Raw genomic sequence first — 23705 nt, 5'->3', positions numbered from 1 at the left:
CAAAAAGTCAAACCCAATCCAGTTTCGAGGCAGCAGGTCTCGCACCGTCAACGCAGGCGGCCTTTGCGGCAAGGGATGAAAGCGTTGGCTTGGGTCTCGATTGCCTGGCGTTTCAGGAGCAAACTATGGTCACGTTTCCGTGAAGTGGGCGCGCTGGCGCGTTGGTCCTGAATCTTCTGGGCAACATTTTTGTTAATGTTGTATTAACGTCTCTTTTCCGCCTCAATTTACATTGATAAGACGGGCTCAGTGAGCAGTGATGGGTTTAAGGGTGCGAGCGGTATAATGAGAGCCGGACAAAGCGGTCGTGTAGCTATACTATGGAATCAGACAGAAATTGACGGACTAGAGGGGGCTCCTCTGTCGTCACTTGTGATCGGCGCTGCCTGGTCCTGGCGTGGACAAAAGCGTTTTCTGGCTGAGATAGGCGAACAGGTTCAGGAAAAAGCGGGCGGAGCGGTTACGTGTCTTGCCCGGACCCTTGGACATCATATGCGCCTTACCGAGCAATCCGAGGATGCCAGCGGTGCGGTTGTTTTGACGAACGGCGCGCAGGAATTCACCGCGACGTTGTTTCCCCATTCGGGCGAATCTGCGCCCATGCTGGTATTCGAAGGCGAGTGTCCGGAGCGGGATCAGGACTTTTGGATCAGCGAGATTGTCGAAATGGTTCGGCAGAGCGATGATGCTGTTTTGGCAGATGAGACCGTGATTGCCTTCCCGGTTCGATCGAAACCGGCTTTGAGCATGGATGACCCGGATCATTTGTCTGCAGTGGCAGCCGGGAACTGGGCAGACTAATCTGCAATCGAGCCATTGGCGCGTAATTTCTGTTAATCACGTGGTGAGCCGTGTTGACTCTGCCAGTTTCGCGGATATAAGCGCGGCTTCATTGGTGTTGGTGGCCCCCGCAAGGGGATGCCTGTCATGGGGGAGGCCTCAAGAGGACAACGCCCTTCATAGTGGCCCTTGGGGCCTCGACTTAAACGAAGGAGATCAGCCGTGACCAAACGCACGTCTGCCAAGTACAAAATCGACCGCCGGATGGGCGAAAACATCTGGGGTCGTCCGAAATCCCCGATCAACCGTCGTGAATACGGCCCCGGCCAGCACGGTCAGCGCCGCAAGGGCAAACTGTCGGACTTCGGTTTGCAGCTGCGCGCCAAGCAGAAGCTGAAAGGCTACTACGGTGACCTGACCGAGAAGCAGTTCCGCCGCATCTACGCCGAAGCCGAGCGTGTCAAAGGCGACACCGGTGAAAACCTGATCGGTCTGCTGGAGCGCCGTCTGGACGCCGTTGTCTACCGCGCCAAGTTCGTTCCGACCGTGTTTGCGGCACGTCAGTTCGTGAACCACGGCCACGTCAAAGTGAACGGCAAGCGGGTCAACATCCCCAGCTACCGTGTCAAAGAAGGCGACGTGATCGAAGTTCGTGACAAGTCCAAGCAACTGGCTGTTGTTCTGGAAGCTGTTGCTCTGGCCGAGCGTGATGTTCCTGACTACATCGACGCCGACCACTCGAAAATGACCGCGACCTTCGTGCGCGCACCGGGCCTCAGCGATGTGCCGTACCCGGTTATGATGGAACCGAACCTGGTCGTCGAATTCTACGCGAAGAACTAATCTTCGCCGACGCTGGAAATTCAAAGGGCCGCACCATTCTGGTGCGGTCTTTTTTGTTGGGTGGGGGCTCTGCCCCCAATCGCGGCAGGCCGCGCTTCCCCCGAGGTATTTTTGGCCAGATGAAGAACGGATCAGAGCGGGAGAGGGCGCCCTTCGGCAATTGCTTCCATGGCGAAGTAAGACGTGACGCTGTCCAGCTCGACCTTTTCGATCAGGCGCTGATAGACCTTGTCGTAGGATGCCATGTCCTGCGTGACCACCTTTAGCTGATAGTCATAATCGCCGCCGATCCGGTGGAAATCCACCACTTCAGGGATGGTCAAAACATGGCTGCGAAAGGCTTGTAACCATTCGGCCGAGTGGTGCCGGGTGCGCAGCATGACAAAGACCACAAGGCTTAGCCCCAGTTTTTCGCGCGCGATCCGTGCCGTGGAGCCAAGGAGCACGCCGTTGTCGTTCAGCGCCTTCAGTCGCCGCCAGCAGGCGTTCTGCGATAGGCCAACCCGGTCGGCCAGTTCGCGTTGCGACAAGGTGGCGTCCTGTTGAAGTTCTTTCAGGATGCGCGTGTCAATCTGATCTATTTTTTCGCTCATAAGAAGTCATATGACACAAAATTAGGGAAAAATCAGCAAATAAAGGTGAAGTTTTCACGCTATATCTCAATCATATTGGATGGGCAATACGGAGCCTTTACCATGACCCTGTCCAATTTTCGCGCCGACATCCAAACCACCACTCGCAATTCACGTCTGCGTGACGGGCTGATCGGAGAGAATGTTCTGATCCCGGGTCTGCATGGGGACGTGCCGCTGGTTTACGCGGATTACGTCGCTTCGGGCCGTGCGCTGAGGCAGGTTGAGGATTTTGTAGCCAATGAGGTGCTGCCCTTCTATGCGAACAGCCACACCGAGGCCTCCTATTGCGGTTCTTACATGACGCGATTGCGCCGCGAAGCGCGCGCTGAGATTGCCCGCATCGTTGGTGCGAGGGGAGAGGACGCGGTGATCTTTACCGGGTCTGGCGCCACTGCGGGTCTGAACCGGCTGGTCAGTTTGTTGGGCGTGGATGCGGCTGACCGGCCGGTTGTTTTGCTCGGGCCGTATGAGCATCACTCGAACATTCTGCCGTGGCGGGAAAGCAGCGCGCGGGTGATTGAAATCCCCGAAGCTGCTGAGGGTGGTGTTGACATGGCCGCGCTGGAGCGGGCCTTGATCGACCATGCCGCGGCCGATCTGATCATTGGATCCTTCTCGGCGGCGTCGAACGTGACCGGGATCATCACCGACCCTGACCCGATCACACGGATGCTCAAGGCGCATGGGGCGGTTTCGGTTTGGGATTACGCAGGCGGTGGGCCGTATCTGCCGATGGATATGGGACCAGAGGATGCGCGTAAGGATGCGATCGTTGTGTCTCCGCACAAGTTTCCGGGTGGGCCGGGTGCGTCTGGTGTGCTGATCGTCAACCAGAACGCGGTGCAGCGCACATGCCCCAGCTGGCCTGGCGGTGGTACGGTCAGTTTCGTCTCGCCGTGGCGGCACGACTATAGCGAGGATCTGGCGACGCGGGAAGAGGCCGGAACGCCCAACGTGATCGGTGACATCCGCGCGGCGCTGGCATTCATCGTCAAGGATGTAGTCGGTACCGACGAGATTGCTCGTCGCGAGGCGCAATACAACCGCATGGCGTTAGAAGGGTGGGGCGACAATCCCAACCTGACCTTGTTGGGTACAGAGAACCCACACCGTTTGCCGATCTACTCTTTCCTTGTGCGGGACAATTCCGGTCAGCCGGTGCATCAGCAATTGTTCACCCGGATGCTGAGCGACATCTTTGGTATTCAGGCGCGGGGCGGGTGTGCCTGTGCCGGGCCGTACGCGCATCGTCTGTTGGGGATTGACCGCGAAACGTCAGATGAGTTGCATGCCGCGCTGTCCGCCGGAGAAGAGATGAAGAAACCCGGTTGGGTGCGACTGAACTTTTCTTATCTGATGAGTGAGGAGACGGTTCAGTTCATCATCGACAGCGTCAACGACCTGTCCCGCCGGACCGAAGAGTTCGCGCCGTTTTACAGCGCCGACCCGGCGACCGCCCGCTTCAAGGCGGCGTGACGGAATTGCCGCTTTTCTCAACCCGTTGAGACAGGTATGAGAGGCTCCAATCAACGGAGCCTCTTATGAACAAGATCACCCCTCAACCCGGCATTATGGACATCGCGCTCTATCAGGGCGGCCAGTCGCATGTGGCCGGGGTCGAGCATGTGATCAAGCTGAGTTCGAACGAAAACCCATTTGGTCCCAGCCCCAAGGCGATTGAGGCGGTTCGCGAAAGTGCCGCGACTCTGCATCGATACCCCAGCACCGACCATGCCCCATTACGGGCCGCGATTGGTGCGCGCCACGGGCTGGACCCCGCGCGGATCATCTGTGGCGTTGGTAGTGATGAGGTGCTGCAATTCATCGCTCAGGCCTATGCGGGGCCAGGGGATGAGGTAATCTATACCGAGCATGGTTTTTCGATGTATCCGATCATCGCGCGAATGGCCGGTGCGACGCCTGTGATGGTGGCAGAACGCGACCGGCATGTGGATGTGGACAACATCCTTGCCGCTGTCACTGGTCAAACCCGGATCGTGTTCGTGACCAATCCGGGCAACCCGACCTCGACCATGATACCCGAGGCGGAACTGGTGCGACTGGCCGAAGCGCTGCCGCAGACCTGCCTGATGGTGATTGATGGCGCTTATGCCGAGTTCGTCGACGGGTTCGACGGCGGCGCATCGCTGGTGGATCGGTTCGACAATGTGATCATGACGCGGACGTTTTCCAAGGTCTACGGTCTGGGCGGAATGCGTGTTGGCTGGGGCTATGCCTCGCAGCAGATCATCGACGTGCTGAACCGGGTGCGGCAGCCCTTCAACCTGTCTCTGACCGCTTTGGCTGCGGCAGAGGCTGCGGTGAAGGATGTGGAATTCCTGTCTTTCTGTCAGGCCGAGAACGCCCGTCTTCGGGTGTGGTTGTCGGATGAGTTGGCCAAGATCGATGTCCCGTCGGATGCGTCCTGTACCAACTTCATCCTTGCCCGATTTGCCGATCAGGCCGAGGCCGAGGCTTGTGACGATTACCTTAAGACCCAAGGGCTGATTGTTCGCCGCGTGGCGGGTTACAACTTGCCGAATGCCCTGCGGATTACGGTGGGAGATGAAGAGGCCTGTCGCCGAGTAGTCGCCGCGATTACGGCGTTTAAAGGAGGTGCCGCATGAGCCAGGTTTACGACCGCGTCGCGCTGATCGGGTTGGGCCTGATTGCGTCCTCTATGTATTGGGCCATCAAACGCGCAGGTCTTGCGGGCGAGGTCACAGGCTATGCCCGGTCCGAGGCGACTCGCGAAACCGCCCGCCGGATTGGTCTGTGTGACCGTGTGTGCGACACCGCGCAAGAGGCGGTCGAGGGGGCCGATCTGGTGGTGCTTTGTGTCCCCGTTGGCGCAATGGGTGCGGTGGCAGCAGATATTGCTCCGATGTTGAAACCGGGCGCAACGGTGACGGATGTAGGCTCGGTCAAGCGCCACGTGATACAGGCGGTCTCGCCCCATATCCCAGAAGGTGTGCATTTCATCCCGGCGCACCCGCTGGCCGGGACAGAACATTCCGGCCCCGAGTCGGGCTTCGCGGAACTTTATGACAACCGCTGGTGCCTGTTGGTGCCGGTCGACGGGACTGACCCGGACGCTATCGCCCACCTGCGCGCGTTGTGGGAAGGCATGGGCGCAAATGTCGATGAGATGGATGCGGATCACCACGATCTGGTTTTGGCGGTGACATCCCATGCACCGCACCTGATCGCCTATACGATGGTCGGTGTGGCCGACGATTTGCGGCGCGTCACCGATAGCGAGGTCATCAAATATTCCGCCGCCGGTTTCCGGGATTTCACGCGGATTGCGGCCTCGGATCCGACGATGTGGCGCGACGTGTTCTTGACCAACAAGGATGCAACGCTGGAAATTCTGGGCCGGTTCACGGAAGAGCTGTTTGCCCTGCAAAGGGCCATCCGCACGGGTGACGGCGAACATCTGTACGACTATTTTACCCGCACGCGCGCGATCCGACGTGGGATCATTGATGCAGGTCAGGATACCGATGCGCCCGACTTTGGTCGCGGTAAGGCGCCTTCATGATGCGCCGATGGCAGTTTCTGTTGGTCGGCTGCCTTGCGGCCTGTGCCACATTGTCTGACGCAGCGCCAGTTGAAACATCTTTGGTTCCGGTGACGCGGCCCTCTGCCGCGCCAGTTTTGGCTTTTGTCGACCCGATCCGTCCCCGGCTGCGCCCCGCGTTGGCGCAGGTGTCAGCCGCCGCCGTGCGCCCTTCTGACTTGTCCGCCCTGAGCGGGCATTCACCGCTCAGGCCGTATCTGCGTCCGAAGTCTGCTGAGCTTCAGGTGCTGTTCAAAAAGCGCAAGCTGCGCAAAACCTCGGTTTGCGGAGATATTGATATTCAGGGCAAGCCCGTGGGCAGAGTTCCCGGCCGGATCAAGGCTTGCGGGATCAAGGACGCGGTACAGATCACGTCAGTGTCTGGAGTGGCTCTCAGCCGTCCGTCGACGATGGATTGCGGCACCGCGATCGCGCTGAACAAATGGGTCGATAAGACGGTCAAGCCGACCTTCAAGCGACGCGGACCGGTTATCGAGTTACAGGTCGCCGCACACTATGCTTGCCGAACCCGGAACAATCAGAAGGGCGCGCGGATTTCCGAACATGGCAAGGGCCGAGCGATTGATATTTCGGGCTTTAAAATGGCCGACGGTGAGGTTGTGACGGTGCTGAGTGGCTGGCGAAAGAACCCCTCGCAAAGGCAATTAAAAAAGATCTGGCGCGGAGCCTGCGGTCCGTTCGGAACGGTGCTGGGGCCAAACTCGGACCGATTTCACCGGGACCACTTCCATCTGGATACCGCCCGGCACCGCAGCGGACCTTACTGCCGTTAGCGCAAGATCAAGCGCGGCGCAGGGCCAAGGGGCAGCGGCCCCAACGCAACAAACCCGTCGCGGAAATTCAGCTGTAAATCCAGCGCGTTGGGGTTGCCGCCCAGGCCAGCCATGAAGTTCAGCGCCCGTGTCACGGGATCAACCGCCTGATCGGGCAGGGCACCTGCGGCGTTGGCCATGGCGATCATGTCGCGCCAGTTCTCGGCCTTGACCGCAATCTCGCCGGTTGGGATGCCTTGCTGGTCAACGTCCAGTTTACCGGCTGCGAACAGGCGCAGCGCACCCCATTTCATCTCGGCCAATCGCAGATCAATCTTTACAGGCTGCGGACGGCTTTCTTCCAGCGCCGACCGGTCCCACGCCTTGTCGAACGTCGCCGTCATGTCCAGTTCCAGTGTCTCAAACGCCTGCGGCAGAGTTGTGGCCGAGCGCATCAGCTCTCGCAGGTCGTCGCCGGGGGTGAAGCCATCCGCGCGGGCGCTGATCGCATAAGCCTCGGGTGTGGAGGTCTGTTCCATCACAAGCGCCAAGGTGTCGCCGCCAGCCAGAGCCCCGGCCTCATCGGTGACCGACCATGGTCCGGCTGTCAGCGCCATCTTTTCCAATACCAGCGCCACGCCCGGCTGTAGTTGCAGTTCCGCCTGCAAGTCGGTGGCCTCAATCGTGGCCGTCTGGTCGTAGTAGGACAGGCGTTGCGGAGTATCGGCAAACCGCAACACCTGCCGTCCGGGCCAGATCGCGGGGCTTTGGAACTCGATCCAATCGGCGCTCCAGGCGGTTCCAGTGACGGGATCGGCCAGCGCGGGGCTGTTCAGGCGGGTCATGTGATGCAGCGGATACCCGGCGGTTTCGACGTCGGAAAATTCGGCCTGCCAACCCCGATCCTGTTGTGCATCAAACCACGCAGTGATCGCGTTCCGTAATCCGAAGCCGGCGACGAACCAATAAGCGCTCCAGATCACACCTATGAAAATGACAACTCGTATTAGGCCGCGCATGGCAGTTCGCCCTTTTTCCCACCTCGGATTTGATGTTTATAGGCCCAAACGGGCAAGGACCAGTGCTATGACGATGTGGGTTTTCGGATATGGATCGCTGCTGTGGAATCCGGGCTTTCCGGTGGCCCGCAGCGAACGCGCCACGCTGCACGGCTATGCCCGGTCGTTTTGCATGAGTTCTATCCACCACCGCGGGACCGAGGATCACCCCGGTCTGGTTTTGGCACTGGACGAGCAGATCGAGGCACACTGCACAGGCCTGGCGCTGGCCGTTGAGGCCGGTCACGAAGACCGCACCTTGCACGAATTGCGTGAGCGTGAGCTTATTTCGTCGGCCTATGTCGAAAAGATGCTGGACGTGCATCTGGACAGCGGCGAAGTGATCAACGCGGTGACCTATGTGATCGACGCAGATCACGTGCAGTATTGTGGCGGCATGCCGTTGGAGGAACAGGCCCAGATCATCGCGCATGCCGTCGGCGGGCGTGGGCCGAACACCGAGTACCTCTATAATACAGCCGAACATCTGGCCGATATCGACCTGCGTGATCCCGATCTTGAGTGGTTGGCGCAACGAGTGCGTGACATTACCGCATAAACCCTTGGCGTCACCGGCGGATATTCGCTAGATTCGGCGCAGAGCAGGACAGAACCGGGAAACACGCGCATGGCGCAGGCACATCAGGGCGCGAGACCGCATTTCTCGCAACCCATTCGTCAGATCGTTACGATGCTGGTCGCGATTGGTTTGGCGGGGTTCGGGGTCTTTATGGCACTGCCCTATGTTCTGCCGGTTTTCTACGCCAACCCTTATCTGAACGGCTTTATCCTGTTGGTTTTCGTGATCGGCGTATTTGCTTGTTTCCATCAGGTGACACAGCTGATCGGCTCGGTTCGCTGGATCGAAGCATTTGTCGGTGGCGTGGTCCGAGAAGACGCGCGCACACCGCAATTGCTGGCCCCGCTGGCGTCGCTTCTGCGTGAAAGGGGCGCGCGGTCGCAGATCAGTTCGACCTCAACCCGATCCATTTTGGATTCGGTCGCCGAACGGGTCGAGGAAGAGCGCGAGATCACGCGCTATATCACCAACGTCCTGATTTACCTGGGCCTTTTGGGCACGTTCTTCGGGCTGGCCACCACTGTTCCGGCCATTGTCGACACCATCCGCAGCCTCAACCCGCAAGAAGGCGAAGAGGGTCTGGCTGTCTTCAACCGCCTGATGACGGGGCTTGAGGCACAGTTGCAAGGTATGGGTGTGGCGTTTGGGTCCTCGCTGTTGGGTCTGGCTGGATCGCTGATTGTTGGCCTGCTCGAGCTGTTCGCAAGCCACGGCCAAAACCGGTTTTACCGTGAGCTTGAGGAATGGCTGTCCTCGATCACTCGTGTTGGATTTGCCGCCAGTGATGAGGGGGGCGCGGAACTGGCGGTTTTGACGCCAGTTTTGGATGCAATGTCCGAGCAGATGAACGCATTGCAAGACTTGTTTTCCGCGCAAGAAGCCGACCGTGCGGCGGTGTCGTCGCGTCTGGGTCAGTTGGCGGATTCCATCGGTGAGATGAACCAGCGCCAGTCCGACAATGATGCCGTCACAGGGGCGCTGGAACGTGTCGCATTGGGGCAGGACGCTCTGCTGGAACATATGCGCGAACATGGCGCGGGCGAAGGAATCGACGCCGAAAGCCGTATGCGCCTGCGGTCGATGGACGTACAGTTGCTGCGTATCCTCGAAGAAATCTCGGCCGGTCGTCAGGAAAGCATGAGCGAACTGCGTAAGGATATCGAATTGCTGGTCAAAGCTCTGACATTGCCCCGAGGCGCAGTACGCACCGCTCCGGAAGGAGAGTAAGGTATGGCCCTTTCCCGTCGCACAGGTCAGCGGTTCCAGGGTTCGGTCTGGCCCGGTTTCGTGGATGCGATGACCGGGTTGCTGATGGTGCTGACCTTCGTGCTGACCATCTTTATGGTGGTGCAGTTCGTGCTGCGCGAAACCATTTCCGGGCAAGAGGACGAACTTACCGCCTTGTCCGATGAGGTCGCGGCATTGGCCGGGGCGTTGGGGTTGGAAGAACGGGAAAACAGTCGGTTGCAGGCGCGTTTGGGCGTGCTGAACTCGACCCTGTCGCAGGTGGAATCCGAACTCGTCCAGTCGCAGATACAAGTTTCTAATTTCGAAGATCAGGTTGCCGCGCTTTTGCTGGATCAGGAACGGTCGCGTAGTGCAATCGCTGATCTGGAAACCCGGCGCGATGAACTGCTGAGCGAACAGGACGCGTTGAATCTGGTACTGGCACAAAGCCGGGCCGAAATCGACGCACAGACCGAAGCCGCCCGTCTGGCCGCCGCTCAGCGTGAAGCACTGGAGGCATTGGTCGCCGATCTGGAAGACAGCGACGCGGCGCAAACCGCTCAGATTTCCGAATTGCAGGAGCAGTTGAGCGCGGAAGAGGCCGCCAAACTGGCCGAAGCCGCCGCCGCTGAGAACCTGCGCAATAGGTTGCAGAATGCGGATGCTGAACTAACTGCCATGACGCTTGCGCTGGAGGCGCAGCGCAAACAGGCCGAAGACACGCTGACCCTGCTGGCCGCAGCGCAGGCTGCCCAAGCAGAACTGGAACGTCGGTTCGGCGATCTGAACCCAGAGGAATTGAAAGCTCAGCTTGAGGCCGCTCTGGCTGGTCAGACCGAGGCCCAGGCCGAAGCGTCTGAGCAACGCTCGCTGGCCGAAGAACGCGCGGCCTTGTTGGCGCTGGCGCGCGACACGCTGTCGGATGAGCAGGCGATTTCCGAAAAGGCACAGCGTGAAACCGCGTTGCTTAACCAACAGTTGGCGGCGCTGCGCCAGCAACTGGGCGGGCTACAGGCGCTGCTGGATGACTATGAGGAACGCAATGCCGCCTCTGACATACGGATTCAGACGCTGGGTCAGGACCTGAACGCGGCGCTGGCCCGTGCGGCGTCGGAAGAACGCCGCCGTCGTCTGTTGGAAGAGGCCGAACGCGCCCGTCTTGAGGCTGAGGCCGAGGCACTGTCAGGTCAGAACGAGGAATTGACCGCGCAGGCCGAGGATTTGCAACGCTATCGGTCAGAGTTCTTTGGGCGTTTGCGCGACGTACTGGGCGATGAAGAAGGTGTTCGGATCGAAGGTGACCGGTTCGTGTTCTCGTCCGAGGTTCTGTTCGATACCGGATCGGCCGTTTTGTCGCCGGTCGGTCAGCTGGAGGTCGCAAAGGTAGCGAACATCCTGCGCAGTGTTGCAGCGGAAATCCCCGAAGGTTTGAACTGGGTGATCCGGGTGGACGGTCACACGGACAACGTACCGCTCGCCGGGTCCGGACGTTATCGGGACAATTGGGAGCTGAGCCAGGGCAGGGCGCTGTCAGTGGTGCGCTATATGGTCGAGGCGCTGGGTATCCCGCCGAACCGGTTGGCGGCCAACGGATTTGGAGAATTCCAACCCGTCAACCCAGCCGATACACCCGAAGCCCGCGCTCAGAACCGTCGGATCGAACTGAAACTGACCGAGCGCTAAACGCTGGTCATCAGACCAACCCGTGAATGCGGGCAAACGGGTCTTCGTTTTTGTTTCGGTGCCACGTGTACTCGCACCATTTGGCCACTTGTTCGGCCTTGTCCTCGCCGTGCATCAGCGCGATAGCTCCTAGCGCCATATCCATGCCAGCCGAGACGCCTGACGAAGTCAGGAAGGGACCATCCTCGACCCATCGTGCCCGCGGAACCCAGTCGACCTGTGGCCCCTGTTCACACACCCATGCAAACGCGGCTTTGTTGGTTGTGGCGCACCGTCCGTTCAACACGCCTGCTTTTGCCAAAAGGGCGCTGCCGGTACAGACGCTGAGCGTATAGTCCGCGCGTTCAGAACTGCGTGCTATCCAATCCAGTAACAGCGCGTTGTTCACTTCCCGGCGGGTTCCGGCACCGCCGGGGACAAACAGGATGTCGTAGGTTGCGGCATCTTCAATCGATTTTTCGGCGAAAGCTCTAGGCCCCTGATTGCTTGCGACCGGCCCTGCATCTTCGGCCACAAGCTCAAGCGTAAAGTCCTGATCGAGAAGGCCGAACATCTCCACGGGTCCAAACACATCCAGCAACTCGAAGCCCGGGAAAATCAACGCTCCGATCTTGCGCATTCTGCTGCTCCTTTACGGGATGGTGTGAAGCAATCAAAAAAGCCCGCCAGTTTACCGGCGGGCTTTGAAATGTCTTTGACAGGCACTTAGTCTGCCGTCAGCAGCGGAGGTTTATCCCCCGGAATGCGCGGCTGATCGGGGCCGAAGATTTGCAGGTCCAATTCGCCTTTCTTGACCGAGACGCGCACCACACCACCCTTGGCCAGCTTGCCGAACAGAAGTTCCTCGGCCAGCGGCTTTTTGATGTGCTCCTGAATGACGCGGCCCAATGGGCGGGCGCCCATCTTGTCGTCATACCCTTTGTCGGCCAGCCACTCGGCGGCTTTGGGCGTCAGGTCGATGGTCACGTTGCGATCCAGCAATTGGGCTTCCAGTTGCAGAACGAACTTTTCAACCACTTGAAGAATAACCTCTTTCGGCAGCGGCGCGAACGAGATCACCGCATCCAGACGATTGCGGAATTCCGGCGTAAAGGTGCGCTCGATCGCGGCGGTGTCTTCGCCTTCGCGACGGTCACGGGCAAAGCCGATGGCGGCCTTAGCCTGTTCCTGCGCGCCCGCGTTCGAAGTCATGATCAGCACCACGTTGCGGAAATTCACCGTGCGTCCGTTGTGATCGGTCAGCTCGCCATGATCCATCACCTGCAACAGGATGTTGAACACGTCGGGGTGGGCTTTTTCGATCTCATCCAGCAGCAGCACGCAATGCGGATGCTGGTCGACGCCGTCCGTCAGCAGGCCGCCCTGATCGAACCCGACATAGCCCGGAGGCGCACCGATCAGTCGGGAAACTGCGTGTTTCTCCATGTACTCGGACATGTCAAAACGCAGCAGTTCAACCCCAAGCGTATCCGCCAGCTGTTTCGCGACTTCGGTTTTACCCACGCCGGTTGGGCCTGCGAACAGGTAGTTACCGATGGGTTTTTCAGGTTCGCGCAGACCGGCGCGGGCCAGTTTGATCGCGCTGGACAGCGCCACGATGGCGTCATCCTGACCAAATACCACCCGTTTCAGCGAGGCCTCGAGGTCTTTCAGAACCTCGGCATCGTCTTTGGTGACGTTCTTCGGCGGGATGCGTGCGATCTTGGCAACGACGGCCTCGATCTCTTTGACACCGATGGTCTTGCGACGCTTGCTTTCCGCGACCAGATGCTGTGCGGCACCAGCCTCATCAATCACGTCGATGGCTTTGTCCGGCAGTTTGCGGTCGTTGATATAGCGTGCCGCCAGCTCCACCGCCGTTTTGATGGCGTCGGCTGTGTACTTGATCTCGTGATGCTCCTCGAAATACGGCTTCAGGCCGCGCAGGATTTTCACGCTGTCCTCAACCGAAGGCTCATTCACGTCGATCTTCTGGAACCGGCGGCTGAGCGCGCGGTCTTTTTCGAAATGCTGACGGAACTCTTTGTAAGTGGTCGAGCCCATGGTGCGCAGCTTGCCCCCCTGAAGCGCAGGCTTCAGCAGGTTCGACGCATCCATCGCACCGCCGGACGTAGCTCCGGCACCGATCACGGTGTGAATTTCGTCGATAAACAGCACCGCGTCAGGGTGATCTTCCAACTCGGTCACGACCGCTTTCAGCCGCTCCTCGAAATCACCGCGATAGCGGGTTCCGGCCAGCAGAGCACCCATGTCCAGCGAGTAGATCGTTGTCTCAGACAGCACGTCGGGTGCTTCTCCGGCCACGATCTTATGGGCCAGACCTTCGGCGATGGCGGTTTTGCCCACGCCCGGATCACCCACCAACAGCGGGTTGTTCTTACGGCGGCGGCACAGAACTTGAATGCAGCGCTCAACCTCGTCGGCGCGACCGATCAGCGGGTCAACATCGCCTGCACGGGATTTGGCGTTCAGGTCTACGCAATACTTGCTGAGCGCGCTTTCCTTCTGCTCGCCCTCACTGGCGGCAGGCTGCACCTCATCCTCGACCTGATCCGCCCCCGAAACCGAGCGGTTTTCGCCATAGGCCGGATCCTTCGCCACACCATGGGCGATGAAGTTCACAGCATCATAGCGGGTCATGTCCTGTTCTTGCAGGAAATAGGCCGCGTTGCTTTCGCGTTCGGCAAAGATCGCGACCAGCACATTGGCACCGGTCACTTCGGTCCGGCCCGAGCTTTGCACGTGGATCGCGGCGCGCTGGATCACGCGTTGGAAGGCTGCGGTTGGCACCGCTTCGGACCCGTCGATATCTGTCACCAGATTGGACAGGTCTTCGTCAATGAATTCGACCAAGGTGCTGCGCAGTTCGTCCAGATCGACGCTGCACGCTTTCATCACGCGAATGGCGTCAGGTTCTTCCAGCAGCGCCAGAAGCAGATGTTCCAGCGTTGCGAATTCATGGCGCCGTTCATTCGCAGCCGCCAAGGCCGCGTGAATGGCTTGTTCTAATGTGCTCGAGAATGAAGGCACGCGGGTGCTCCTCTGTCTTGGGTCGGAACGGGGGCAGGCTTCGGCCGGAACCCCAATCCAACCATGTCCTCATACTATTAGAGTTTGGTTGATCGTGGCCCGGCTTCAAGGGTTTTCTTTCACTTGACAGTCACATTTCCTGTGACCGTGGCCGTGAGGGGTGGCAAATAAGCACTAGAATCGGTCTTTTCTAGCCCGGATTTCGGCAAATACATCAGCTGCGGGGGCGTTTTCCATGCTAAGATGGGCCTGAATTTCGGGATTTTCCGCGCGTAGGAAGGGGTTTGTCGCTTTTTCCAGCGCCAGAGACGACGGTACCGTAGGTGTTCCGGCGGCCCTTGCGCTTTCGATATCTGCGATGCGTTGTTTTAGTGCCGGGTTGTCCGGATCGACGGTAATGGCGAATTTTGCGTTGGACTGTGTATATTCGTGGCCCGAGTAGACAATTGTTTCGTCAGGCAGCGCGGCCAATTTGCTCAGCGACTCCCACATTTGGGCAGGGGTTCCTTCAAACAGGCGACCACATCCCAGCGCCATCAGGCTGTCGGCAGTGAACACCGCGTGGCTTTGCGGCATATAGAATGCGATATGGCCGACCGTATGCCCGGACACATCCATCACCTGAACCGGTTCGCTTCCGATCTCGAAGACATCGCCTTCTGACACCTGCTGATCCAGCGGTGGCAGGCGATACGCGTCGGCGGCGGCACCGATAACCTTGGCGGGGTGTTTTTCAAGAATACCGGCCAGACCATCCACGTGATCCCAGTGATGATGCGTCAGCAGCACGTGGCTAAGGGTCCAGGCGCGCGCATCCAGGGCCTCGAGAATCGGGCCTGGTTCGGGGGCGTCGACCAAAGCGGTCTGGCCACTGGCGGCATCATGCGCCAGAAAAGCGTAGTTATCACTGAGACATGGGATGGTAACGATCTCAAGAGGCATGGCCTTTTGCCCTTTCGTTGCTAGACTGCGCTCAGCTAAGCCGATTGACCGGGTGTCCGCAATGCATCTTGATGTGCAGGATCTGAGGAATTTCTACTACCGCAGCACGCTGGGCCGTGCGGCGCAGGCGGCGATCCGTGGGCGGCTGACCGAATTGTGGCCGGAAGCCAAAGGACAAACGGTTGCGGGATTTGGCTTTGCAGTGCCGTTGCTGCGTCCCTATCTGGTCGATGCGCGCCGGGTGATTGGCCTGATGCCCGGCCCTCAGGGGGTTATGCCATGGCCTGCCGGGATGCCCAATGTCTCAGTTCTGACAGAAGAAACCATGTGGCCAATAGAAACCGGGCATGTGGACAAGCTGGTGGTGATGCACGGGCTTGAGACGTCGAGCAGGCCAAATCAGTTGCTGGACGAATGCTGGAGAGTATTGGGACCAGGGGGCAGGGCGCTGTTTGTTGTGCCTCATCGTGCGGGTCTTTGGTCGCGGACGGACAAAACGCCCTTTGGCTTTGGGCGACCCTATTCCGCCTCGCAGTTGGAACATCAGCTGAAGGAACATCATTTCAGACCCGAAAACCATTGTTCGGCACTTTACCTGCCGCCGTCGTTTCGGCGGTTCTGGCTGAAATCCGGCAGTCTGATCGAGAAAACCGGTCAACGGATCCCGACCGTCATGGCTGGAGGCGTTCTGATGGTCGAGGTCACGAAACATATCCGCCCCCCAAGCGGCAGTGTCACCAAGGACACTCAGCGCCGTCCGATCAAAGCGCTGGACGGGTTGTTGAAGCCTGCCTGAGACATGCGGTGTTCGCCTGTGAAAATGCGGGAAAATGGTCACAGGAATCGCAAAAACCTGCACTTTGGTAACATTTTTCACCTCCGCCAATCGGACAAAAGGGTCGCACCCGGTGTAACCAATTGAAATTAAACAATTTGTGGATAAAGTCCTTCCCTTGATAATATATTGCTAGCTGAGTTCGGCTCTGCTACATCCCCGGTGATTTTGATCCCCGCCCTAAACGGACGGGGTTTCCTCACGCCCCAAGGTAGCGGCCGCTACCCAAAATCGGGGCCTCAAATATCGGAAGGGTGGACGTGTCCGAACCAGCTTCGATTTCCACAGGCATCGCCGAGCGCTATGCCACTGCGATCTTCGAGATCGCCAAAGAGAATAATGACCTCGCAGGTCTGGAATCCGGCATCAATGATCTGGCAGCAGCACTGGGCGAAAGCGCCGAGCTGCGCGACCTGATTGCATCGCCGCTGGTTTCGCGCGCTGAACAGGAAAGCGCCATTACAGCAGTCGCTGACAAAATGGGTCTGCACGCGATCCTGCGCAACACGCTGGGTCTGATGGCGCAGAAGCGCCGCCTGTTCGTGGTTCCTCAGCTGGTGCAGGTTCTGCGCGACATGCTGGCCGAAGAGCGCGGCGAAGTGACCGCCGATGTCGCCTCGGCCAAGGCGCTGACCAAGACACAACTGGAAAAACTGTCCAAGACGCTGTCCGAGCGTGTGGGCAAGACCGTGACAATCAATGCGACCGTGGATGAAAGCCTCATCGGCGGTCTTGTCGTTAAAGTGGGCTCGAAAATGATCGACAGTTCGATCCGTTCGAAGCTGAACTCCCTACAGAATGCAATGAAAGAGGTCGGATAAATGGGAATCCAAGCTGCAGAGATTTCTGCAATCCTGAAGGACCAGATCAAGAATTTTGGTCAGGAAGCCGAAGTGGCCGAGATCGGCCGCGTGCTGAGCGTCGGTGACGGGATTGCCCGTGTATACGGCCTGGACAACGTGCAAGCGGGTGAAATGGTCGAATTCCCCGGCGGCATCATGGGCATGGCGCTGAACCTGGAAAGCGACAACGTAGGTGTCGTTATCTTCGGTTCCGACCGTGACATCAAAGAAGGTGACACTGTTAAGCGCACCAACTCGATCGTGGACGTTCCGATTGGTGACGAACTTCTGGGCCGCGTTGTTGACGGTCTGGGCAACCCGCTGGACGGCAAAGGTCCGATCAACGCAACCAAGCGTGGCGTTGCAGACGTTAAAGCACCGGGCATCATCCCGCGTAAATCAGTTCACGAGCCGATGGCAACCGGCCTGAAATCGGTTGACGCGATGATCCCGATTGGCCGTGGCCAGCGGGAACTGATCATTGGTGACCGTCAGACCGGTAAAACCGCCGTGGCGCTGGACACCATCCTGAACCAGAAAACCTACAACGACGCAGCAGGCGACGACGAGTCGAAGAAACTGTACTGCGTTTACGTTGCGGTTGGTCAGAAGCGTTCGACCGTTGCGCAGCTGGTGAAGAAACTGGAAGAGTCCGGCGCGATTGAATACTCGATCGTTGTTGCCGCGACCGCGTCCGACCCGGCTCCGATGCAGTTCCTGGCGCCTTACGCCGCGACTGCGATGGCCGAGTACTTCCGTGACAATGGCCGCCACGCGCTGATCATCTATGATGACCTGTCGAAACAGGCCGTTTCGTATCGTCAGATGTCCCTGCTGCTGCGCCGTCCGCCCGGACGTGAAGCTTACCCGGGTGACGTTTTCTACCTCCACTCCCGTCTGCTGGAACGTTCGGCGAAGCTGAACGAAGACTTCGGCGCAGGCTCGCTGACCGCTCTGCCGGTTATCGAAACCCAAGGTGGTGACGTTTCGGCGTTTATTCCGACCAACGTGATCTCGATCACCGACGGCCAAATCTTCCTGGAAACCGAACTGTTCTACCAGGGCATCCGTCCTGCTGTGAACACCGGTCTGTCGGTTTCGCGTGTGGGCTCCTCGGCTCAGACCAACGCGATGAAATCTGTTGCTGGCCCGGTTAAACTGGAACTGGCTCAGTACCGCGAAATGGCTGCGTTTGCGCAGTTTGGTTCGGACCTCGACGCCGCAACTCAGCAGCTGCTGAACCGTGGTGCGCGTCTGACCGAGCTGATGAAACAGCCGCAGTACTCGCCGCTGACCAACGCGGAAATCGTCTGCGTCATCTTCGCGGGCACCAACGGTTACCTCGACAAGATCGACGTATCGGATGTTGGCCGCTACGAGGCCGGTCTGCTGGCGCACCTGCGCGGTAAGCACGCTGACCTGCTGACATGGCTCACCGACGAAGACCCCAAGATCAAAGGTGACGCGTCCGACAAGATCAAGGCAGCGATCGACGAATACGCCGCGACCTTCGCTTGATAGGAGGTTCCGATGCCTAGTCTGAAGGACCTTAAAAACAGGATCGAGTCGGTCAAATCGACCCGCAAGATCACCAAGGCCATGCAGATGGTCGCGGCAGCAAAACTGCGCCGCGCCCAGGAATCTGCCGAAGCCTCGCGCCCCTATGCCGAGCGGTTCAATGCCGTGATGGCGGGGCTGGCGGCTTCGGTCGGGGGCAGCGACAGCGCCCCCAAGCTGCTCCGTGGTACGGGCAGTGATGATGTCCATCTGCTGGTTGTGATGACAGCTGAACGCGGCCTGTGTGGCGGCTTCAACGCGAACATCGCCAAGCTTGCCCGCGCCAAAGCGGAAGAGCTGCGCGGCAAAGGCAAGACGGTCAAAATTCTGACCGTTGGCAAAAAAGGCCGTGACGCGATCAAGCGTGATCTGGGCGACTTGTTCGTCGGTCATGTCGACCTGAGCGAAGTCAAACGTATTGGCTACACCAATGCGCAGGACATCGCGAAGGACGTCCTGTCTCGCTTCGATGCGGGTGAGTTCGACGTTGCCACGATCTTCTACTCGAAGTTCGTCAACGTTGTGACCCAGATCCCGACGGCACAGCAGGTCATTCCCGCCTCGTTCGAGGACGAAGCGGCAGGTGACGATAGCGGTGCCATTTTCGACTACGAGCCCAGCGAAGAGGCCATTCTGGCCGACCTGCTGCCCAAGGGGGTTGCAACCGCGATCTTCTCGGCTCTGCTCGAAAACGGGGCGTCTGAACAGGGTGCACGGATGTCCGCGATGGACAACGCGACACGCAACGCGGGTGAGATGATCGACAAGCTGACGATCCAGTTCAACCGCTCGCGTCAGGCCGTGATCACCAACGAGCTGATTGAAATTATTTCCGGCGCCGAAGCGCTGTAAGAAAACCGGAGACGAAACATGGCGAATGCAAAAGGCAAAGTCACACAGATCATCGGGGCCGTCGTTGACGTGCAGTTCGAAGATCAGTTGCCTGAAATTCTGAACGCGCTGGAAACCACCAACAACGGCAAACGCCTGGTGTTGGAAGTTGCTCAGCACCTGGGTGAAAACACCGTCCGCACCATCGCGATGGACGCGACCGAAGGTCTGGTCCGTGGCGAAGTTGTTACCGACACCGGCGCACCGATCTCGGTTCCGGTTGGTAACGCAACTCTGGGCCGCATCCTGAACGTTGTCGGCGAGCCGATTGACGAAAAAGGCCCGGTAGAAGCATCAGAGGCCCGCGCGATCCACCAGCCCGCACCCGAGTTCGACGAACAGTCGACCGAGTCGGAAATCCTGGTCACCGGCATCAAGGTTGTTGACCTGCTGGCCCCTTACGCCAAAGGCGGTAAGATCGGCCTGTTCGGCGGTGCCGGCGTTGGTAAAACCGTTCTGATCATGGAACTGATCAACAACATCGCAAAAGTGCACTCGGGCTTTTCCGTGTTCGCGGGTGTTGGTGAACGGACCCGTGAAGGGAACGACCTGTACCACGAGATGATCGAATCGAACGTTATCAAGCCTGACAACCTGTCGGAATCGCAGGTGGCCCTGGTTTACGGTCAGATGAACGAACCTCCCGGAGCGCGTGCGCGTGTTGCTCTGACCGGTCTGACCCTGGCCGAGCAGTTCCGTGACCAATCCGGTACCGACGTTCTGTTCTTCGTCGACAACATCTTCCGCTTCACGCAGGCGGGTTCCGAGGTTTCGGCTCTGCTGGGTCGTATTCCTTCGGCGGTGGGCTACCAGCCGACACTGGCCACCGACATGGGCGCCCTGCAGGAACGCATCACCTCGACCAAGTCGGGCTCGATCACCTCGGTTCAGGCGATTTACGTGCCTGCGGACGACCTTACCGACCCCGCGCCGGCAACTTCGTTCGCCCACTTGGACGCGACTACCGTTCTTAACCGTGCGATCTCGGAAAAGGGTATCTACCCTGCGGTTGACCCGCTCGACTCGACCTCGCGTCTGCTCGACCCGGCCATCGTTGGTGAAGAGCACTACAAGGTTGCGACCGACGTTCAGCAGATCCTCCAGCGCTACAAGTCGCTGCAGGACATCATCGCCATCCTCGGCATGGACGAACTGTCGGAAGAAGACAAACTGACCGTTGCCCGTGCCCGTAAGATCGAGCGCTTCCTGTCTCAGCCGTTCGACGTGGCCGAAGTCTTCACCGGTTCGCCGGGCGTTCAGGTTCCTCTGGACGTGACCATCGCATCGTTCAAAGCTGTTGTGGCTGGCGAATACGATCACCTGCCCGAAGCGGCCTTCCTGATGGTTGGCGGCATCGACGACGTGATCGCCAAAGCCGAGAAGATGGCCGCAGAAGCCGCCTAAGGAGTATCCCTGATGGCAAACACAATGCAATTCGACCTCGTCAGCCCCGAGCGGAGCCTAGCTTCGCTTGAGGCCACCGCGGTCCAGCTACCCGGCGCGGACGGGGACATGACGGCGATGCCCGATCATGCCCCCACGATTACCACGCTGCGTCCGGGCATCCTGAAGGTCGAAGCACCCGCAGGCGCCAGCGAGTATCTGGTGACCGGTGGGTTTGCTCAGATCAACGGCGATGGCCTGTCGGTTCTGGCCGAAAAGGCCATTCCGGTTGCCGAAGTGACCCGGTCGCATCTGGATGACCTGATCGCCGAAGCGCGCGCCTCGCACGAGGCGGCAAAAGAAGGCGATGACCAAACCATCGTTGACGACGCCGCCAAGCTGTTGGCCGACATGGAAGCCTTGGGAACGCATATGAGCCTGTAACGGCTTGTTGTAATTAGATCATTTAAAATGGCTCCGTCCTGCGGGGCCGTTTTTTTGTCGTGATTTCGCCCAGGCTTGGGGATAGGCTGCATTCATTATTATACAGATGACAAGTATGAAGACGTTTCAAACCCATCCCATTGGTATTGATCAGGGCGAGGCCGTCCTGTTTTCTGAATTCGGCAACGGCGGCGACATGTGGACCGGGGAAGGCCCCCGCGAGCGTCGCACAGAAATCCGGTTTAAAGAGGGGTTCAGAACGCCCCCGGTGGTGCAGATTGGCATATCTCTGTGGGATGTCGACACCACATCGGCCCTGCGTGCCGAGGTTCAGGCCGAGAGTATCACCGCCGAAGGGTTCAACGCGATTTTCCGCACCTGGTCCGATACCCGCATTGCCCGCATTCGGGTGGCGTGGACCGCGATCGGAGAAGTGGCGCATGCCGATGATTGGAATATTTCTTAGCGGCTGTGTGCCGGTAAGCAGGCAGGGTCGCCATAACATAGGAATTTTAGTGGTATGACCGACAAGAGCATCGAAATCTATTACGACATCTCAGAGGTCCCCGGTATCACCAACGGAAGCCCCTCTATTTCCAAGGCGCTGGACTTCCGAAATGCAGCGATGGAGCATATCGAACAGGCTTTGTTGGACGCGGGGCTTGGGGAATGGTCCGGTGCAGAAATCGGGTCAGGCGAGGTGAATTTTGGGTTCGTTGTCACAGATTTTGATCTTGCGGAACAAACAGTCCGGCAGGCTGTCGCAGGAACACGTTTCTCAAACATCCGCGAGATAGAACGGTATGAGTTTTCAACCGAAGATTATGACAATGATGTCGGTGCAGAGATAAACTCAAAGCCACTGGGGGTATGGGGGATTCTGAGTGTTCTGTTGTTCCGGCGCGTTCCGAAACGTTTCAGGGGTACCGAATAACGCAGCTCAAGGGCAGGGTATCAATACCCTGCCTTTTCGATGAGGAACCATTGACCGGGGCGCTTTAGTTGTCTTGCGGTTCAATCATATCGACGCGGGTTGCGTGGCGGCCACCTTCGAATTCGGCCCCCAGAAACGCATCAACAATATCCAGCGCAGTACCTTCACCAACAACGCGGGCCCCGATGGACAGCATGTTGGCGTTGTTGTGCTGGCGGATCATCCGGGCCGAGAACGTATCGGAACACACGCCGCAGCGGATACCGGGCACTTTGTTGGCCGCCATCATGATACCCTGACCGGTGCCGCACAGCACAATCCCAAGGGCGCAATCGCCCGAGGCAATCGCTTCGGCAGCAGCCTTGCCGTGCAGGGGGTAATGCGTGCTTTCCGGGGTGGTGGGGCCGATATCGACCACGTCCCACCCCTGAGCGGCGATGTGATTGGCCACGGCCTGACGCAGTTCGATGGCTGCGTGGTCGCTGGAGAGAACAATGCGTTTGCTGGCGGTCACGGAAACGTCCTGCCTTTATGTCTGAGATTGGATAGGGCGGTCCGATTGGGCCACCCGTTGGGATCAGTCCATGTGGTACATGGATTCGTAGATCGGCGTCAGGGTCTTGTCCTCGAACAGCGAGGACACGCTGGTGCCGTTCCAGATGTTCAGGATCGCCTGCGTAAAGATCGGAGCGGTCGGAACGATGCGGATGTTCTTGGCCTTGTTGATCTCGGGCGTTGGTTGGATCGTATCGGTCAAAACCAGAGACTTCATGACCGAGTTCGTCACACGCTCGACCGCGGGGCCGCTCATGACGCCGTGAGTGATGTACGAGTGGACCTCTTTGGCGCCGTTATCCAGCAGAACCTGAGCCGCTTTGCAGAGCGTTCCGGCGGTGTCGCACATGTCGTCGACGATCAGACAGATCTTGTCTTTGACATTGCCGATCACGGTCATCTCAGCCACTTCACCCGCCTTTTCGCGGCGCTTGTCCACGATCGAAAGGGGGGCATTGATACGTTTGGCCAGTTCGCGGGCCCGGGCCACACCGCCGACGTCGGGCGAGACGACCATGATCTCATCCAGACTATCCTTGAACTGATGTTTCACATCCAAGGCAAAGATTGGCGAGGCGTAGAGGTTGTCCACCGGGATATCAAAGAAACCCTGAATCTGGGCAGCGTGCAGGTCCATGGTCAGAACCCGTTCAATTCCCGCTCCGGTCAGCATGTTAGCGACCAGTTTGGCGGAAATGGGCGTGCGCGCCTTGGTGCGGCGATCCTGACGGGCATAGCCGAAATAGGGAATTACAGCAGTGATACGCTGAGCCGACGACCGGCGCAAAGCGTCGGCGATGATCAACAGCTCCATCAGGTTGTCATTGGCCGGGTTCGAAGTCGGCTGAACGATGAACATATCCTCGCCCCGAACATTCTCGAACACTTCGACGAAAATCTCGCCGTCGTTGAATCGTTCGACCCGTGCATCGACCAGACCCTGATCAATGCCCCGATACAGGCTCAGTCGGCGGGCAATGGATTCGGCAAGCGGAAGGTTTGCGTTCCCAGCGATAAGCTTGGGTTCGTTGAGTGTCGGCATCGGCTGAAGGTCCCCGGGCAGCAATGGCAAATGTGACAGATTCGTGATGTTGACACCGCTTAGCATGGCCTTACCGTCCAGCAAAGATTTTGCAGCGGAGAAAAGTGCT

The 23705-nt window shown here is 58.8% G+C and carries 24 protein-coding genes; 16 read left to right on the top strand and 8 right to left on the bottom strand.

All coding sequences use genetic code 11. From position 1 onward, the window contains the following. Positions 1-366: 366 nt before the first annotated feature. The gene (locus ACOQOY_RS06975; protein WP_420584739.1) at positions 367-765 is read right to left on the bottom strand and encodes a hypothetical protein; all 399 of its coding nucleotides are present in this window, start codon (positions 763-765) and stop codon (positions 367-369) included. A gap of 237 nt (positions 766-1002) precedes the next feature. On the opposite strand from ACOQOY_RS06975, the gene rpsD reads away from it, so the two are divergent. Beyond that, on the top strand, positions 1003-1623 hold the full coding sequence (gene rpsD / locus ACOQOY_RS06970) for a 30S ribosomal protein S4 (protein ID WP_170325974.1): 621 nt from the start codon (positions 1003-1005) through the stop codon (positions 1621-1623). A gap of 131 nt (positions 1624-1754) precedes the next feature. On the opposite strand, the gene ACOQOY_RS06965 is transcribed toward rpsD, so the two are convergent. After that, positions 1755-2216: an Lrp/AsnC family transcriptional regulator gene (locus ACOQOY_RS06965; RefSeq protein WP_420584738.1), complete on the bottom strand. Its 462-nt coding sequence runs from the start codon at positions 2214-2216 to the stop codon at positions 1755-1757. A 102-nt stretch (positions 2217-2318) separates the two neighbouring features. On the opposite strand from ACOQOY_RS06965, the gene ACOQOY_RS06960 reads away from it, so the two are divergent. The 4 genes from ACOQOY_RS06960 to ACOQOY_RS06945 all read left to right on the top strand — a co-directional run bounded on the left by ACOQOY_RS06960 (position 2319) and on the right by ACOQOY_RS06945 (position 6614). After that, on the top strand, positions 2319-3734 hold the full coding sequence (locus ACOQOY_RS06960) for an aminotransferase class V-fold PLP-dependent enzyme (RefSeq protein ID WP_420584737.1): 1416 nt from the start codon (positions 2319-2321) through the stop codon (positions 3732-3734). Between the two features lie 65 nt (positions 3735-3799). Next, positions 3800-4885, top strand: a complete 1086-nt coding sequence (gene hisC, locus ACOQOY_RS06955; protein WP_420584736.1) for a histidinol-phosphate transaminase — start codon at positions 3800-3802, stop codon at positions 4883-4885. After that, positions 4882-5802 (top strand): prephenate/arogenate dehydrogenase family protein, encoded by a 921-nt coding sequence (locus tag ACOQOY_RS06950; RefSeq protein WP_420584735.1) that lies wholly within the window; start codon positions 4882-4884, stop codon positions 5800-5802. Before hisC ends, ACOQOY_RS06950 begins: the two co-directional genes overlap by 4 nt. After that, positions 5799-6614 (top strand): extensin family protein, encoded by an 816-nt coding sequence (locus ACOQOY_RS06945; protein ID WP_420584734.1) that lies wholly within the window; start codon positions 5799-5801, stop codon positions 6612-6614. The genes ACOQOY_RS06950 and ACOQOY_RS06945 overlap by 4 nt, the downstream gene beginning before the upstream one ends. Here the strand turns inward: ACOQOY_RS06945 and ACOQOY_RS06940 are convergent. After that, a complete protein-coding gene (locus ACOQOY_RS06940) occupies positions 6611-7612 on the bottom strand; it encodes a DUF2125 domain-containing protein (RefSeq protein WP_420584733.1) in 1002 nt (333 codons plus the stop codon). The two genes, ACOQOY_RS06945 and ACOQOY_RS06940, sit on opposite strands and share 4 nt — an antisense overlap. Before the next feature lie 67 nt (positions 7613-7679). Between ACOQOY_RS06940 and ACOQOY_RS06935 the strand changes: the two genes are divergently transcribed. The 3 genes from ACOQOY_RS06935 (at position 7680) to ACOQOY_RS06925 (ending at position 11141) form a co-directional block, all read left to right on the top strand. Next, complete coding sequence (locus ACOQOY_RS06935; protein WP_420584732.1) at positions 7680-8210, top strand: gamma-glutamylcyclotransferase; 531 nt, start codon at positions 7680-7682, stop codon at positions 8208-8210. Between the two features lie 69 nt (positions 8211-8279). Further along, positions 8280-9458, top strand: a complete 1179-nt coding sequence (locus tag ACOQOY_RS06930; protein ID WP_420584731.1) for a biopolymer transporter ExbB — start codon at positions 8280-8282, stop codon at positions 9456-9458. A gap of 3 nt (positions 9459-9461) precedes the next feature. Beyond that, on the top strand, positions 9462-11141 hold the full coding sequence (locus ACOQOY_RS06925; protein ID WP_420584730.1) for a peptidoglycan -binding protein: 1680 nt from the start codon (positions 9462-9464) through the stop codon (positions 11139-11141). A 10-nt stretch (positions 11142-11151) separates the two neighbouring features. Here the strand turns inward: ACOQOY_RS06925 and ACOQOY_RS06920 are convergent, their stop codons facing one another. The 3 genes from ACOQOY_RS06920 to gloB all read right to left on the bottom strand — a co-directional run bounded on the left by ACOQOY_RS06920 (position 11152) and on the right by gloB (position 15113). After that, entirely contained in the window at positions 11152-11760 is a 609-nt protein-coding gene (locus ACOQOY_RS06920; protein WP_420584729.1) for a DJ-1/PfpI family protein, read from the bottom strand. An 86-nt stretch (positions 11761-11846) separates the two neighbouring features. Continuing rightward, positions 11847-14171, bottom strand: coding sequence for an ATP-dependent Clp protease ATP-binding subunit ClpA (gene clpA / locus ACOQOY_RS06915; RefSeq protein ID WP_420584728.1), 2325 nt, complete (start codon positions 14169-14171; stop codon positions 11847-11849). Between the two features lie 174 nt (positions 14172-14345). Next, positions 14346-15113, bottom strand: a complete 768-nt coding sequence (gloB, locus tag ACOQOY_RS06910) for a hydroxyacylglutathione hydrolase (protein WP_420584727.1) — start codon at positions 15111-15113, stop codon at positions 14346-14348. Between the two features lie 61 nt (positions 15114-15174). Here gloB and ACOQOY_RS06905 point away from each other — a divergent pair, with 61 nt between their 5' ends. The 8 genes from ACOQOY_RS06905 to ACOQOY_RS06870 all read left to right on the top strand — a co-directional run bounded on the left by ACOQOY_RS06905 (position 15175) and on the right by ACOQOY_RS06870 (position 21999). After that, a complete protein-coding gene (locus ACOQOY_RS06905) occupies positions 15175-15909 on the top strand; it encodes a methyltransferase domain-containing protein (RefSeq protein ID WP_420584726.1) in 735 nt (244 codons plus the stop codon). A 299-nt stretch (positions 15910-16208) separates the two neighbouring features. Continuing rightward, complete coding sequence (locus ACOQOY_RS06900) at positions 16209-16769, top strand: F0F1 ATP synthase subunit delta (protein ID WP_420584725.1); 561 nt, start codon at positions 16209-16211, stop codon at positions 16767-16769. Next, positions 16770-18308 carry a F0F1 ATP synthase subunit alpha gene (gene atpA / locus ACOQOY_RS06895; RefSeq protein WP_420584724.1) on the top strand — a complete coding sequence of 513 codons (1539 nt, stop codon included), beginning with the start codon at positions 16770-16772 and terminating at the stop codon, positions 18306-18308. A gap of 12 nt (positions 18309-18320) precedes the next feature. Continuing rightward, complete coding sequence (locus ACOQOY_RS06890) at positions 18321-19199, top strand: F0F1 ATP synthase subunit gamma (RefSeq protein ID WP_420584723.1); 879 nt, start codon at positions 18321-18323, stop codon at positions 19197-19199. Positions 19200-19217: 18 nt separating this feature from the next. Continuing rightward, on the top strand, positions 19218-20642 hold the full coding sequence (gene atpD / locus ACOQOY_RS06885) for a F0F1 ATP synthase subunit beta (protein WP_420584722.1): 1425 nt from the start codon (positions 19218-19220) through the stop codon (positions 20640-20642). 12 nt (positions 20643-20654) lie between these two features. Beyond that, positions 20655-21065, top strand: coding sequence for a F0F1 ATP synthase subunit epsilon (locus tag ACOQOY_RS06880; protein ID WP_420584721.1), 411 nt, complete (start codon positions 20655-20657; stop codon positions 21063-21065). A 115-nt stretch (positions 21066-21180) separates the two neighbouring features. After that, positions 21181-21531 (top strand): H-type lectin domain-containing protein, encoded by a 351-nt coding sequence (locus ACOQOY_RS06875; RefSeq protein ID WP_420584720.1) that lies wholly within the window; start codon positions 21181-21183, stop codon positions 21529-21531. 54 nt (positions 21532-21585) lie between these two features. Beyond that, positions 21586-21999, top strand: a complete 414-nt coding sequence (locus ACOQOY_RS06870; protein WP_420584719.1) for a hypothetical protein — start codon at positions 21586-21588, stop codon at positions 21997-21999. Between the two features lie 64 nt (positions 22000-22063). On the opposite strand, the gene rpiB is transcribed toward ACOQOY_RS06870, so the two are convergent. Next, a complete protein-coding gene (rpiB, locus tag ACOQOY_RS06865) occupies positions 22064-22513 on the bottom strand; it encodes a ribose 5-phosphate isomerase B (protein WP_420584718.1) in 450 nt (149 codons plus the stop codon). Positions 22514-22576: 63 nt separating this feature from the next. Continuing rightward, positions 22577-23596: a ribose-phosphate pyrophosphokinase gene (locus ACOQOY_RS06860; protein ID WP_420584717.1), complete on the bottom strand. Its 1020-nt coding sequence runs from the start codon at positions 23594-23596 to the stop codon at positions 22577-22579. Positions 23597-23705 lie beyond the last annotated feature (109 nt).

Source organism: Ruegeria sp. (assembly GCF_965221235.1).
Taxonomy (GTDB): domain Bacteria; phylum Pseudomonadota; class Alphaproteobacteria; order Rhodobacterales; family Rhodobacteraceae; genus Ruegeria.
Note: the sequence above shows the minus strand (reverse complement) of the source record. Positions and strands in the feature narration are given on the sequence as shown.

Bases quoted from the DNA above. Each gene is read 5' to 3' on its own strand.
- atpD (WP_420584722.1), top strand. From the start codon at position 19,218: ATGGCGAATGCAAAAGGCAAAGTCACACAGATCATCGGGGCCGTCGTT.
- ACOQOY_RS06930 (WP_420584731.1), top strand. From the start codon at position 8,280: ATGGCGCAGGCACATCAGGGCGCGAGACCGCATTTCTCGCAACCCATT.
- ACOQOY_RS06925 (WP_420584730.1), top strand. From the start codon at position 9,462: ATGGCCCTTTCCCGTCGCACAGGTCAGCGGTTCCAGGGTTCGGTCTGG.
- ACOQOY_RS06870 (WP_420584719.1), top strand. From the start codon at position 21,586: ATGACCGACAAGAGCATCGAAATCTATTACGACATCTCAGAGGTCCCC.
- ACOQOY_RS06920 (WP_420584729.1), bottom strand. From the start codon at position 11,760: ATGCGCAAGATCGGAGCGTTGATTTTCCCGGGCTTCGAGTTGCTGGAT.
- ACOQOY_RS06940 (WP_420584733.1), bottom strand. From the start codon at position 7,612: ATGCGCGGCCTAATACGAGTTGTCATTTTCATAGGTGTGATCTGGAGC.
- ACOQOY_RS06960 (WP_420584737.1), top strand. From the start codon at position 2,319: ATGACCCTGTCCAATTTTCGCGCCGACATCCAAACCACCACTCGCAAT.
- ACOQOY_RS06935 (WP_420584732.1), top strand. From the start codon at position 7,680: ATGACGATGTGGGTTTTCGGATATGGATCGCTGCTGTGGAATCCGGGC.
- atpA (WP_420584724.1), top strand. From the start codon at position 16,770: ATGGGAATCCAAGCTGCAGAGATTTCTGCAATCCTGAAGGACCAGATC.
- ACOQOY_RS06880 (WP_420584721.1), top strand. From the start codon at position 20,655: ATGGCAAACACAATGCAATTCGACCTCGTCAGCCCCGAGCGGAGCCTA.
- ACOQOY_RS06890 (WP_420584723.1), top strand. From the start codon at position 18,321: ATGCCTAGTCTGAAGGACCTTAAAAACAGGATCGAGTCGGTCAAATCG.
- ACOQOY_RS06905 (WP_420584726.1), top strand. From the start codon at position 15,175: ATGCATCTTGATGTGCAGGATCTGAGGAATTTCTACTACCGCAGCACG.
- ACOQOY_RS06945 (WP_420584734.1), top strand. From the start codon at position 5,799: ATGATGCGCCGATGGCAGTTTCTGTTGGTCGGCTGCCTTGCGGCCTGT.
- ACOQOY_RS06975 (WP_420584739.1), bottom strand. From the start codon at position 765: ATGATCCGGGTCATCCATGCTCAAAGCCGGTTTCGATCGAACCGGGAA.
- gloB (WP_420584727.1), bottom strand. From the start codon at position 15,113: ATGCCTCTTGAGATCGTTACCATCCCATGTCTCAGTGATAACTACGCT.
- ACOQOY_RS06950 (WP_420584735.1), top strand. From the start codon at position 4,882: ATGAGCCAGGTTTACGACCGCGTCGCGCTGATCGGGTTGGGCCTGATT.
- ACOQOY_RS06860 (WP_420584717.1), bottom strand. From the start codon at position 23,596: ATGCCGACACTCAACGAACCCAAGCTTATCGCTGGGAACGCAAACCTT.
- ACOQOY_RS06875 (WP_420584720.1), top strand. From the start codon at position 21,181: ATGAAGACGTTTCAAACCCATCCCATTGGTATTGATCAGGGCGAGGCC.
- ACOQOY_RS06965 (WP_420584738.1), bottom strand. From the start codon at position 2,216: ATGAGCGAAAAAATAGATCAGATTGACACGCGCATCCTGAAAGAACTT.
- hisC (WP_420584736.1), top strand. From the start codon at position 3,800: ATGAACAAGATCACCCCTCAACCCGGCATTATGGACATCGCGCTCTAT.